Origin of the sequence: Streptomyces sp. NPDC058691 (assembly GCF_042714775.1) — a bacterium.
In the GTDB taxonomy this organism is placed as follows: domain Bacteria; phylum Actinomycetota; class Actinomycetes; order Streptomycetales; family Streptomycetaceae; genus Actinacidiphila.
This window is the reverse complement of the sequence record NZ_JBHXSO010000049.1, coordinates 16,251-28,317: the sequence shown is the minus strand read 5'-3', so window position 1 is coordinate 28,317 and position 12,067 is coordinate 16,251. Positions and strand designations below refer to the sequence as shown.

The following is a 12,067-nucleotide window of genomic DNA, read 5'->3' as shown; positions in this document are numbered from 1 at the left end:
GCTGCCGGCGCACCCCGGGCTCGCGCTTCGGCACGAAGGATGGCCGGCCCCTCGGGGCCGGCCTCCGTGCCTTGCATGGCTTGGGGCAGCGGATGCCACCTCGTCACGGACCAGTCCGTCGTGGATGGCTGGTTCCGGTTTCGGCGATCAGAATGAGGTCGCCGACGGGTGGTGTTCAGCCGTAGCCTCCGCTCATGGATTGGAGCGCCTGGCACGAAGAGTACGACGTGGCCGACTCGCGGTTGGCACGACGACTGCGCACTGTTCAAGCACAGGTTCGCGCTGCTCTGTCCGATGCTCCGGCTGGTGGGTTGCGGGTGATCAGCCTCTGCGCCGGAGAAGGCCGGGATCTTCTCGACGTTCTGCCCGAGCACCCCCGTCGTGACGATGTGCGGGCGAGATTGGTCGAGCTGGACCCGCGCAACAGTGCGACCGCTCTGGCGAGGGCAGGCCAAGCAGGGCTGCAGCAGGTCGAGGTGGTGACCGGCGACGCTTCTCTCATCGATCAGTACGAAGGTATGGCTCCCGCGGACCTCGTTCTCATCTGCGGCGTCTTCGGCAACATCACCGAGGCGGATATCGAGCACACCATCGCGGCCTGCAGCCAGTTGTGCAGGACTGGCGGCATCGTCATCTGGACCCGGCACCGCGGTGCCCCCGACCGGGTACCGCTGATCTGTGAATGGTTCGAAGCGCAGCACTTCGAACTGCGATGGCTGTCGGCAGCGGACGCCGGCTTCGGCGTCGGTGTACACCGTTTCGTCGGCGCACCTCAACCCATGCGCCGCGGCACCCGCCTGTTCACGTTCGTGGGCTCCGACGTGCGCCGTCCGACGGCTGCGACGGACCCCTTGCCGTGACGGCCGACGCCGCACGGCCAACGCGGACTGTTGTCAAAAGGCGTGTTCTCCGGCCTCGCCGGCCTCGCCTGCGCCCCGCTCGGGGGCGCACGGTTGCATTCGCCGGGGCTCAGTCGGGCGAACACGCCACGCCTGCCCCTGGGTTGCCATAGCCTGCGCGGCATGTCCCAGGTAGCGGCTCGTCGAGGCCGTGTGTGCACGCGTCGCCGCGGTGCGTGCGCGTGCCGGCCCGCTTCGCCCGTGAGATCGGCCGCCGCGGTGGCTGCACGGTGCAGCGATCCGTGTCCGGGGTGGGTCCCGCGGTGGCTATGCTTCCAACTCGGCTTTGAGCTACGGGACTTGGGGGGAGCCCGGCGCCCCTGCCTGGCTATGGGAAGGAGCGGTCACCACGCTCGTCGGCGTGGTGCGCTCGCCCACTTGCTTCGGTAATCCACCGTGACTTCGGAGGCCCAGTGACCACCCTTCCACCCGAACAGCCCCAGGCCGCGCCCGCTGCCGTGCCACCGCCGGGGTGTCCCGCCCACGGGCTGTACGCCGAGGGTCTGCAGCAGCTTCACTCGCCGAAGGCGGTGGAGAACACGCGCCAGTTGTACGAGGACCTGCGGGCCACGTACGGGGCGGTGGCACCCGTGGAGATCCCGGGCGGGGTCCGGGCGTGGCTGGTGCTGGGTCACCGGGAGAACCTGGAAGTACTGCGGACCCCGTCGCGGTTCTCCGCCGACTCACGTCTGTGGCGGGACAGCAAACTGCTCAGCCCCGCGCACCCGCTGGCCCCGCTGATCGCCTGGCAGCCGCTGGTGAACTTCGCGGAGGGCGACGAGCAACGGCGACTGCGGGCAGCGGTCAACGCCAGCCTGGCGAAGTTCAACAGCATCGGGATCCGGCGGCGCATCCAGCACATCGCCAGCACCCTGATCGACGGCTTCTGCGGCGACGGGCACGCCGACCTGGTCGCGCAGTACGCCCAGCAGCTTCCGATGCTCACCATGATGCGACTGCTCGGTGTCCCCGAAGACACCGCGCCGAAGCTGATCGCGGCCTGCCAGGACCTCATCGCGGGCACCGAAACCGCCGCCGCCAGCAACCAGTTCGTGATGGAGATCCTCCAGAACCTCGTCACCGCCCGGAAGGCGAGCCCCGAGAACGACCTCCCCTCGTTCCTGATCGAGCACGAGGCGCGGCTGAGCGACACCGAGGTCGCCGAGCACCTGCGGCACACCCTGGTCGCGGCCCACTCCACCACCAGCGTCCTGTTGGCGGACACCATCGAGGTCTACCTGACGGACTCCGCGACCCGCGGAAGCCTGTCCGGCAGCACCCAGACGCTGGAGGCGTCCGTCGACCACATCCTGTGGGAACGGCCGCCGCTGGCGGTTCTGCCGGCCCGCTACGCGACTGGCCCCACGAAGCTGGCCGAGCAGACCATCGAGGAAGGCGACATGGTCCTGATGGGCCTGGCGGCCGGCAACGCCGACCCGCAGGTCCGTCCCGACCCGACGGCGCCCATGCACGGCAACCGCTCGCACCTGGCCTTCAGCGGCGGCGGCCACGAGTGCCCCGGCCAGAACATCGGCCGGGCCATCGTCGAGACCGCCTGCGACGTACTGCTGACCCGGTTGCCCGACGTCCGCATCGCCGGCGAGACACAGCGTGTCTTCACGTGGATGGCCCACCCTCTGATCACGCTCCCGGTGGAGTTCACGCGCAAGCCGCCCCAGGCGGCGAGCGCCGACCCGGCCACCGCGCCCGCCGCACACGTCGCGGCGCCGCAGCCGGCAGCGGTCCCGGTGGCCCAGCCGCACCCCGTGCCGCAGCAGCCCTCCCTCGCGCCCGCGGCAGCACCCGCCAAGGTGTCCTGGTGGCGCCGCCTGCTTCGCTGGTGACCGACCGGGTGTTGTAGCCAACGCCCCAGTCCCGCCCCGAGGTTCGCGCAGAACCTCAGGGCGGGATTCTTCTTCCCTGCCGTCTCGCCGCCCGGCCGCGCGCTGCCTCCGCGTCAGAAGAGCACGGCCGGAGCCCACAGGGACAAGAGAGAAGGGTGACGGGTCAAAGTCGGTCACGAAGTTGGCGCATTTCGCACTCTTGGTGTGATCACTCCGACGGGACGATGGGCGTGTCACGCCAAGCGCTCGCCGTCATGGCTTGGGAACCGGTGGACCCCACCTGAACAGCCGAGGTGATCGATCGTGGAACACATCCCCCAACGATCCGCAGAACCCGACTCCCCCACCGCCACCGCACAGCGTGCCGCAGCGCCCGACGTCACGGCGAAATCCCGCACGAAGAGCGAGGACAGCCCCCTGCCGGCGGGGGCGAAGTCCGTCCCCCGCGCTCCCGGCCGGCTTCCCCTTCTCGGTCACGCGCTGCCTCTGGCCCGCTCACCCCTGGGATTCGTCTCCGCACTCCGGGACACCGCGGACCTGGTCCGGGTCGATATCGCCACCCTGCCCGTGTACTTCGTGAACTCCTTCGACCTGGCGCACGACGTCATGGTCGCCCAGGCGACCAGCTTCGAGAAGGGCCGCTTCTTCGACCGGCTGCGCAGCCTCGTCGGCAACGGGCTGGCAACCGCCGACGCTCAGACCCACCGGGTGCACCGCCGGCTCATGCAGCCACTCTTCCACCGCGACCGCATCGCTGCCTACGCCGAGCTGATGGCCCTCCACGCCGGCGGGATCACCGAGTCGTGGACGCCAGGCATGACGGTGGCCGTTGATGACGTGATGAACGAGTTCGTGGTCACGACCGTGGCCGCGTCGATGTTCTCCAGCGACATCGGCGCCCCGGCCCGTGAGTGCGTGCAGCGCAATATGCCCGTCATCATCAAGAACCTGTTGCTGAGAACCGTCTCTCCCGAATTCCTGGACCGCGTCCCCATTCCGGCCAACCGCCGCTTCGACACCGCGACGCGGGAACTCCACGAAGTCCTCGACGAGGTCATCGCCGCCGCGCGCACGGCGGGGGCAGGGTATGCGCCGGACGTCCCGGACGTGCTGTCGACCCTCCTCGAGGCGCGTGATGCCGACACTGGCGAGCCCCTGAGCGACACAGAGGTCCGTGACGAGCTCGGCACCATCTTGTTCGCGGGCGCCGAGGCGACAGCCAGCACCCTGGCCTGGGTGTTCCACGAGATAGCCCGCCGCCCGGAGATAGAAGAGCAACTGGTCGCGGAGATCACGCGGGTCGTCGGGGACGGCCCGGTCACTTTCCAGCACGTACGGCAACTCCCGCTGATGCAACGGGTACTCGATGAGACAGTGCGGCTGCACGGCGTCACGCTGCTCATGCGCCGCGCCGTCAAGCCTGTCACCCTGGGCGGATACCTCCTCTCCCCGGGCACCGAGGTCGCCTTCAGCCTCTACGCCCTGCACCGGGACCCGCGGGCCTACCCGGATCCGGAGCGATTCGACCCGGACAGGTGGCTGCCGGAGAACGCCCCCGACCGACGCGCGGTGTTCATGCCGTTCGGCGCCGGCAACCGCAAGTGCATCGGCGACGCCTTCGCGTGGACCGCGATCATCATCGCGCTCGCCACGATCCTGCCCCGCTGGCAACTCCGCCACGTCCCTGGCCGGCTTCCGAAGGAAGCCACCTCCGCGGTACCCCACCCGGACCGCCTGCCGATGACAGTCCTGCGCCGGGATGTCCCTGCCGTCAAACCGTCCTGAGGGTCCCCGCACTCCGCACCGTGCTGCGTGAGGGCCGGCGGGTCGCCCATGGCCACGCGCCGTGCACGCTGCCCATGGAGTCCTGGCACGGGCTGATCACTACACCGGAGGGCTTCGAGGGGTAGCGCGCCCCGCGCGGGCGGCGCAGGCCCACACTTGGCGGCCTCGCAGTTGAGCCTGCCGCGCAAAGTGCCGCAGTTCACTTTGACGGCTGCGCTTGCATATGTTTGCCTATACAACGTACATGTACATCGCATGGTTCACTTTCGGCCCCGCCGTCCGCCGAGCCGCGCACCAGGCCTCCGACCTCGGACGCCGTCACGGCCGGACGGGCCTCCCCCACTGCACACAACCCCAGAACGAAGACCCTGCGCGTACGGTTGGCCACTTTTAGTAGCCACCGGTCATGCGCGGCGTCCCGGCCCATCGATTGGGCCCCACCGAGAAGGAAGATCATGAAGGTACTTGTCACCGGCGCTACCGGCTACATCGGCCGGGCGGTCGCCCAGCGGCTGCTGACCGCCGGGCACGACGTCATCGGCCTGATCCGCAATGACCTCGGCATGCGCACACTGACCGCGGCCGGTATCGAGCCCGTACGCGGTGCACTCGACGACACGGACTCGCTCCGCGCCGCGGCACACCGTGTGGACGCCGTGATCGAGACCGCGAGCGCCGACCATGCCGCATCCACCACCGCGTTGCTGGAGGCGATCGCCGGCACCGGAAAGAGGTTCATCAGGACCAGCGGCACCGGCATCTACACCGACCTCGCCGGCGGAGAGCCGACCGACACCGTCCACACCGAGGACGACGGCTACATCCCGATCCCCCCGCTGGAGCCCCGCTACAGCCTGGACGTCCTGGTCCAGCAGGCCGCACGGTCCGGCGATCACACCGTCGTGATGCGCCCCTCCATGATCTACGGCTACGGCGGCAGTGAGCAGCTGCCCATGATGCTGCGCGCCGCCCTGCGCGACGGTGTGAGCCGCTACCTCGGCCGCGGCCTGAACCGCTACGGCAACGTCTACCTCGACGACCTGGCCGACGCCTACCTGCTCGCATTGGAACACGCCCCCGCAGGCAGCGTCTACAACCTCGCCGCCGACGAGTGCGATTTCCGCCGCATCGCCGACGGCATCGCCGCGTTGTTCGGCTTCGGGGAAGCCGTCTCGGCCGGCGGCGAGGAGTTCGCCCAAGCCGTCGGGCCGCTCCCCGCCCTCGGTCTGAGCAGCAACACCAGGGTGGACTCCGCCAAGGCACGCACCGAACTGGGCTGGGCACCGCAGGGACCGTCACTGCTCGACGAACTCGTCCACGGCTCCTACCGCCGGATCTGGGGCCCCAAGGACATCACCGTCACTCCCGGACAGCCAACCGCATGACCGCGGCGCGCTCGCGCATCACCCACGCTGCGCAGGGGGCTGCTCAGGGAGCCGTTTCCGCCTCGGGCTTCGCGGGCGCGGTGGCGATTCCGCTGATGCCGGTGATCAACATGTCCAGGCCCAGCCTGTAGTAGGCATCCGGGCTCGCACAGGCCGCCAGGGCGCCTGCCGAAGCGATGATGTTGGGGTAGCGGCGCGGGGACAGTGCCCCGAGCGAGGCTGCTTTGACACGGACGGCGTCCTCGTGAGCCTCCTCATCGTCACCGTGCCGCCGGCCGGGCTCACTTGTGACGAGAGTGACGACCGCGCCGAGGAGGTAACCGCCCAACTCGGCAGCCTGCTCCGGCGAGAACCCGGCCTGCCTCAGGTGGGAGAGGGTGCGCTCGGCGATGTTCAGCCCGGCCTCCGAGATGAGGCTGCGAGAGGTCACGAGTCCGGCCACCGCCGGGTGGGGCCGGAGGGCGGCCAGAAGCGCCTCCAGCACCCCACGCAGCTGCTCAGGCCAAGGGTCAGCGCTCACTGGAGGCAGGTCGACGTCATTGAACAGCCGATCGGCAATACCGTCGAGGAGCAGATCCTTGTCCTTGAAGTGCCAGTACAGCGCCATCGGCGAGACGCCGTGATCCTTGGCCAGGCGGCGGATGGTGACCGCCTCCAGGCCCTCGGCGTCCGCCAGCGTCACGGCGCCATCAGCGATGGCCTCGCGGCTGAGCCGCTCGCGCGTACGCCCATCGCTTCCGCTCTTCTTCATGAGTGACAACGATACTCTGCACATATTCACGTGTACCTGCACGGTGGACATGTACGACGTACATTGCCGCCCGGCGGTCAGCGGGACAGGGGGAAGCCCCGGTCCTCAACCGGCCGCCACCTCGGCCGGGTCCCAGTGGCTCGTAGAAGTGCACGGCTTCGCTGCCGTACATGCGGTGTCGCCGAAGGCCGAGTCCTTCCAGCCGCCGAAGGAGTGGTTGTGCGGGCGGGACTTCTGATGCCGAACGTACTGCTCTGATCGGCGGCGAGAAGCCGCCGGCGGGCCCGGGGCCCGAAGTGCCTCCATCAGGTCCCGTACCGTGGTGGCGCGGATCACTCGCACCCCCAGCGCCGCTCAGGGCGACTCGTCCAGCGACTCCCGTACCGCCTCGATCACCGCCTGTCCGTCCGCTCCCAGCCCCCGCGCTTGCGCCACGAACAGCCGCGCCAGTTCCGCCGGCCGCGCCGGATCCGGGCCGGCGGCGCGCCGCGGGGGGAGTGGTACCGCGGTACTACGACCCCTCCGATGATCGGGCCCCGGTACCACGGATCGCGCCGCGGACGCACCTAACGTTGCAGGTGAGGCGGTCGGGACGGTCCGGCCCGCAACGGCAGGGGCGACCGATGATCGAGGCACACCAGCTGACCAAGCGGTACGGGGAGAAGACCGCGGTCGACCGGTTGGACTTCACGGTCCGGCCCGGCACCGTCACGGGGTTCCTGGGGCCGAACGGCGCGGGCAAGTCCACCACGATGCGGATGGTCGTCGGGCTGGACGCGCCCACCAGCGGATCGGTACGGGTCAACGGTCACCGCTACGCCGGGCACGCCGCGCCGCTGCAGGAGGTCGGCGCCCTGTTGGAGGCCAAGTCGATCCACCCGGGCCGGTCGGCGTTCAACCATCTGATGGCCCAGGCCTACACCCACGGCATCCCCCGCAGCCGTGTGGAGGAGGTCATCGAGCTCACCGGCCTGGGGTCGGTCGCGAAGAAGCGCGCCGGCGCCTTCTCCCTGGGCATGGGACAGCGCCTGGGCATCGCGGCGGCACTGCTCGGCGACCCTGCCACCGTGATGCTGGACGAACCGGTCAACGGCCTGGACCCGGAAGGCGTCCTGTGGATCCGCAACCTTCTGACGGGGCTGGCCGCCGAGGGCCGGACCGTCTTCGTGTCCTCGCACCTGATGAGCGAGGTCGCGCTCGTCGCGGACCATCTGATCATCGTGGGGCGTGGGCGCCTGCTGGCCGACACCACCGTGCAGGCCCTGGTCCGGCAGGCCGGCGGCGACGTGGTGAAGGTCGCGACGGCCGACCCCGCACGGCTGCGCGACGTGCTGGCCGGGGCCGGCGTGGAGGTCACCGGCCGGGCCGGCTCCGAGGAGCTTCTCGTGACCGGCCTGTCGGCGCGCGCGATCGGTCTCAAAGCCGCCGAGCACGGCATCGCTCTGTTCGAACTGGCCTCGCGGACGGTCTCCCTCGAGGAGGCATTCATGGACCTGACCAGGGACGCCGTCGAGTACCACGGCTCCGTCACCGGAATCGAAGCCCCCAGGAGTGTGCTGTGAACACCGTCGCACCGAGCCAGGAGTCCACGGCCGTCGCCGCGCCTCCCTCGCGGCCCGCCTACAAGGTCACCGGCGCACGGGTGATGCGCGCGGAGTGGGCCAAGCTGTGGTCCCTGCGCTCCAGTTGGATCACCCTCGGGCTGGCCTTGCTGTTCCTGGTCGCGTTCGGTCTGATCGCCGCGTTCCAGTTCAAGTCGAGGATCTCCTCGGGCCGGCCCATGGACCGTGACTTCGCGGATGCCACCGCACTGAGCCTGTCGCTGTTCGGCACCAACTTCGCCCAGCTGGCGCTAGGCGTTCTGGGTGTGCTGGTCGCCGCGGGTGAGTACTCCACCGGCATGATCCGCTCGACTCTGGCTGCCGTGCCGCGGCGCCTGCCGGTGCTGTGGTCCAAGGCCGCCGTGTTCGGCGTGATCGCGCTGGCCCTGAGCACTGCCGGCGTCTTCGTGACGTTCCTCGCCGACAGCGGCATCGTCTCGCAGACCCGGGCGGCGATGTCGCTGTCCGACGCGGGTGTCGTACGCGGCCTGCTGGGGGCCGGCCTCTACCTCGGCCTCGTCGGCGTGATCGGGGTCGCCCTGGGGGCGCTGCTGCGATCGGTGGCGGGCGGCATCTCGGTACTCGTGGCCTCTCTCATGCTGATCCCCGGCCTGGTGTCGTTGCTCCCCACCTCCTGGCAGGACAACATCAGCCCCTACCTGCCCGGCAACGCCGGCCAGGCGATGTTCGCCCTGCACCACGATGCGACGACGCTGTCGCCCGTGGCCGGGCTGGTCGTCTTCGTACTGTGGACCGCGGCCGCGCTGACCGGCGCCGCCGTCCGGCTGGTGCGTACCGACGCATGAGCCATCCTCACGCATGAGGCATCCTCGTCCGCGGCACCCGGCCGGCGCCGGGTGCCGCGACGGCCTTTTCCCGCCCACCATGGACAGGTGAGATCCGTGAGCCATCAGGACCCCGCCCGCCACGACCCCGGCCTGCCACCGGCCGAGGTGGGCGACCCGTTGTCCGGGCACCCGGTGTTCGTGCGCTGGTCCAGGGCGAGCCAGCGCGTGCGGCAGGCGGACCGCAATCACCCGTGGGTCCTGGACACCGTGGTGGTGGTTCTCATCCTGCTGGCGTTCTGCGTCCCGGAACTGGTCCACGACAACGACGGCCCGCGGGAGCACCGGATCGTCTTCACCCAGTTGCCACTGTTCGCGACCCTGCTCCTGCAGGCAGGTCTGCTGCTGCCCCTGCTGTGGCGGCGAAGGCGTCCGGCGATCGCTTTCGCCGCGGTCATGACGGTATTCGTGCTCCAGTGGGCCCTCGGCGCGGCGCTGCGGGCGGACGTGGCCCTGCTCGTCGCCTTGTACAGCCTGGCGTTGCACGGGCGGCTTCGGCAGCTGGCCTGGGCTTGTGCGGCGATGGCCGGAGCCCTGTCGCTGGTCGCGGTGCGGCTGTCCTCCGCCGTGTCCTTCTGGGACTCCTCGTTCTTCCTGTTCAGCACCGCGACCGCGGCGGTCGCCATCGGCATCGCGGTGCGCATCCGGCGGGCACAGCTGGCCGGCCTGCGCGAGCGCGCGGCCCGGCTGGAGATCGAGCGGGATCAGCGCAGCCGGCTTGCCGCCGCGACCGAACGCACCCGGGTGGCCCGCGAGATGCACGACATCATCGGGCACAACCTCTCCGTCATCGTCACGCTGGCCGACGGCGGTGCGTACGCGGTCGGATCCTCCCCCGAGCGCGGCCGGGAGGCACTGGTGCTGATCGGTGACACGGGGCGACAGGCACTGGGCGAGCTGCGGCGCATGCTCGGCGTCCTGCGCGACCGTACGACCGAGGAAGGCCCTGAACTGAACCCGCAGCCAGGCGTCGCCGACATCGACGGGCTGTGCGCACGCATCCGCGCAGCCGGACCACAGATCGTGTACACGGCAGGTGGCGAACTGGACCACCTCGACCGCGGAGTGCAGCTGATGGCGTACCGCATCGTTCAGGAGGCGCTCACCAACACCCTCAAGCACGCCGGCCCTCACACCCGGGCGCATGTCACCGTGACAGTCGACGGCACCTGGCTGCGGGTCCGGGTCGAGGACAGCGGGCCCCCGGACGGGGCCGCACGCTCACGACCGGGGGAAGCTGGACACGGGCTCGCGGGCATGAAAGAGCGCGCCGCGCTGTACGGCGGAACGGTCACGGCAGGCCCCGTCCCCGGCGGTGGCTGGACGGTGACGACGGATCTCGATCTCTCCCAGGACCTCGACGCCGCGGACGGCCTGACGTGACCACCGTTCTGATCGTGGACGATCAGCCCCTGCAGCGGTACGGATTCCGGATGCTCCTGGAGAGCCGGCCCGGCACCGACGTGGTCGGCGAGGCCGGGCACGGCACCGAAGCCGTACGCCTGACCGCGGAACTGCGGCCCGACGTCGTGCTGATGGACATCCGGATGCCGGGTATGGACGGCATCGAGGCCACACGCCGGATCGTCGGTTCGGGAGGGCGCTCACGTGTCCTCGTCCTGACCACCTTCGACCTCGACGAGTACGCCCATGCCGCGCTGCGCGCCGGGGCCAGCGGCTTCCTGCTCAAGGACGCCCATCCGGAGGAACTGCTGGCCGGGATCCGCGCCGTGGCGGAAGGGGACGCGGTCGTCGCCCCGGCCGTGACCCGCCGCCTGCTCGACGCCTACGCCCACCACCTCCCGGCCCTCCCGCCCGGTGCCACGGCCGCCGACGATCCCCGGTTGAACGCCCTGACCGGGCGCGAACGGGAAATCCTGGTCGCCATCGGCCGGGGATGGTCGAACGGCGAGATCGCCGAACGCCTGGTCCTGTCGGAATCGACCGTCAAAACGCATGTCGGCCGGGTGCTCGCGAAGATCGGCGCCCGAGACCGCGTCCAGGCCGTCATCCTCGCCTACGACCTGGGGCTCACCCGTCCGAACCCGCCTGGCTGACCCCTGCGGGTCTCCGGCCGCACGGTCGTCTCCGGAGCTGATCGCTGCCGGAGCACGCGACCCTAAATGATGTCGAGGCAGTCGAGGAACGGCGTCGCGGCGGATGCGTCCCCCGTGATGCGGCAGTGGTCGCGCCACGGTTCGCGGGTGGTGGCCCACGCGATGAAGCCGAGTGCCGTGCTGTGGATGCGAGTGGCGGCGTCCGCGCCCGCTGCGACGGTCAGCCGCCCGTCCGGCTCGGTCGCGGGGGTGATGGTGACGGTCGTGGCCCCCGGCCCGGTGAGATCGAGTACCAGGGGCCGGTGGACGGTGGCGGTGAGTTCAGGCCCCTGCATCTGCGGGAGCCCGGCGAGCATGAAGTCGACGGCGGGCGCGACCAGTCCGTCGGTGGGTTCCGGCAGGGTGAAGGGGAGGGGGCCGCCCGGTGCGAGCAAGTCGTTGCGCAGGTGGCAGAAGACGTTGAACGCCATGGTGTTCGCGAGCAGGTGGCGCGGATACGTCCCGAGCCCGGGTACCACGACGGGCTCGTCGGCCACGGGTGGTTCCTGGGCCGCTTCCAGGAGGTCCAGCTGCCGCGGGGTGCTGCGGTGCCATTCGTCGAGCACTTCGGCATGGCTCCGGCCACGGCGCTCGTCGACGCGCAGGTCGTGGTAACGCTCGCGGTTCTTCGGCCATGAGGGGTCGGGCGGTGGCGGGTCCACCGCCTCGGAGGCGAGGGCCGCGAGGTGGGCCACCACGTCGATGACGCGCCAGCCGGCGCACGCGGAGGGCAGTTCCCATTGGTCGTCGTCCATCTGGGAGACGATCTCCGCCAATTGCGCCGTGCTCGAACGCGCGGCGGCGATGCCGGCACGGGTCATCGTTCCTCCACTCGTCTCCCCTGCCTCTCTCGGCTCCCGC

The 12,067-nt window shown here is 70.3% G+C and carries 10 protein-coding genes; 8 read left to right on the top strand and 2 right to left on the bottom strand.

All coding sequences use genetic code 11. The features are described from left to right. The first annotated feature begins 194 nt into the window (after positions 1-194). The 4 genes from ACFWVC_RS29100 to ACFWVC_RS29085 all read left to right on the top strand — a co-directional run bounded on the left by ACFWVC_RS29100 (position 195) and on the right by ACFWVC_RS29085 (position 5,913). Positions 195-860: a class I SAM-dependent methyltransferase family protein gene (locus tag ACFWVC_RS29100; RefSeq protein WP_384293322.1), complete on the top strand. Its 666-nt coding sequence runs from the start codon at positions 195-197 to the stop codon at positions 858-860. 452 nt (positions 861-1,312) lie between these two features. Then, on the top strand, positions 1,313-2,743 hold the full coding sequence (locus ACFWVC_RS29095) for a cytochrome P450 (RefSeq protein WP_384293318.1): 1,431 nt from the start codon (positions 1,313-1,315) through the stop codon (positions 2,741-2,743). A 303-nt stretch (positions 2,744-3,046) separates the two neighbouring features. After that, complete coding sequence (locus ACFWVC_RS29090) at positions 3,047-4,528, top strand: cytochrome P450 (RefSeq protein ID WP_384293313.1); 1,482 nt, start codon at positions 3,047-3,049, stop codon at positions 4,526-4,528. A gap of 455 nt (positions 4,529-4,983) precedes the next feature. Then, on the top strand, positions 4,984-5,913 hold the full coding sequence (locus ACFWVC_RS29085) for an NAD-dependent epimerase/dehydratase family protein (RefSeq protein ID WP_384293308.1): 930 nt from the start codon (positions 4,984-4,986) through the stop codon (positions 5,911-5,913). Positions 5,914-5,956: 43 nt separating this feature from the next. Here ACFWVC_RS29085 and ACFWVC_RS29080 read toward each other — a convergent pair whose 3' ends face one another. Further along, positions 5,957-6,664, bottom strand: a complete 708-nt coding sequence (locus tag ACFWVC_RS29080) for a TetR/AcrR family transcriptional regulator (protein WP_384293306.1) — start codon at positions 6,662-6,664, stop codon at positions 5,957-5,959. A 623-nt stretch (positions 6,665-7,287) separates the two neighbouring features. Here ACFWVC_RS29080 and ACFWVC_RS29075 point away from each other — a divergent pair. The 4 genes from ACFWVC_RS29075 (at position 7,288) to ACFWVC_RS29060 (ending at position 11,167) form a co-directional block, all read left to right on the top strand. Further along, positions 7,288-8,226, top strand: a complete 939-nt coding sequence (locus ACFWVC_RS29075) for an ABC transporter ATP-binding protein (protein WP_384293301.1) — start codon at positions 7,288-7,290, stop codon at positions 8,224-8,226. Beyond that, on the top strand, positions 8,223-9,071 hold the full coding sequence (locus ACFWVC_RS29070; protein WP_384293296.1) for an ABC transporter permease: 849 nt from the start codon (positions 8,223-8,225) through the stop codon (positions 9,069-9,071). The genes ACFWVC_RS29075 and ACFWVC_RS29070 overlap by 4 nt, the downstream gene beginning before the upstream one ends. 96 nt (positions 9,072-9,167) lie before the next feature. Continuing rightward, positions 9,168-10,493, top strand: a complete 1,326-nt coding sequence (locus ACFWVC_RS29065) for a sensor histidine kinase (protein WP_384293292.1) — start codon at positions 9,168-9,170, stop codon at positions 10,491-10,493. After that, on the top strand, positions 10,490-11,167 hold the full coding sequence (locus tag ACFWVC_RS29060; protein ID WP_384293289.1) for a response regulator: 678 nt from the start codon (positions 10,490-10,492) through the stop codon (positions 11,165-11,167). Before ACFWVC_RS29065 ends, ACFWVC_RS29060 begins: the two co-directional genes overlap by 4 nt. A gap of 62 nt (positions 11,168-11,229) precedes the next feature. On the opposite strand, the gene ACFWVC_RS29055 is transcribed toward ACFWVC_RS29060, so the two are convergent. Beyond that, positions 11,230-12,027, bottom strand: a complete 798-nt coding sequence (locus tag ACFWVC_RS29055; protein WP_384293284.1) for a maleylpyruvate isomerase family mycothiol-dependent enzyme — start codon at positions 12,025-12,027, stop codon at positions 11,230-11,232. Positions 12,028-12,067: the final 40 nt, after the last annotated feature.

Excerpts from the sequence above, each read along its gene's own strand:
- ACFWVC_RS29100 (WP_384293322.1), top strand. The coding sequence starts at position 195 with ATGGATTGGAGCGCCTGGCACGAAGAGTACGACGTGGCCGACTCGCGG.
- ACFWVC_RS29080 (WP_384293306.1), bottom strand. The coding sequence starts at position 6,664 with ATGAAGAAGAGCGGAAGCGATGGGCGTACGCGCGAGCGGCTCAGCCGC.
- ACFWVC_RS29085 (WP_384293308.1), top strand. The coding sequence starts at position 4,984 with ATGAAGGTACTTGTCACCGGCGCTACCGGCTACATCGGCCGGGCGGTC.
- ACFWVC_RS29075 (WP_384293301.1), top strand. The coding sequence starts at position 7,288 with ATGATCGAGGCACACCAGCTGACCAAGCGGTACGGGGAGAAGACCGCG.
- ACFWVC_RS29055 (WP_384293284.1), bottom strand. The coding sequence starts at position 12,027 with ATGACCCGTGCCGGCATCGCCGCCGCGCGTTCGAGCACGGCGCAATTG.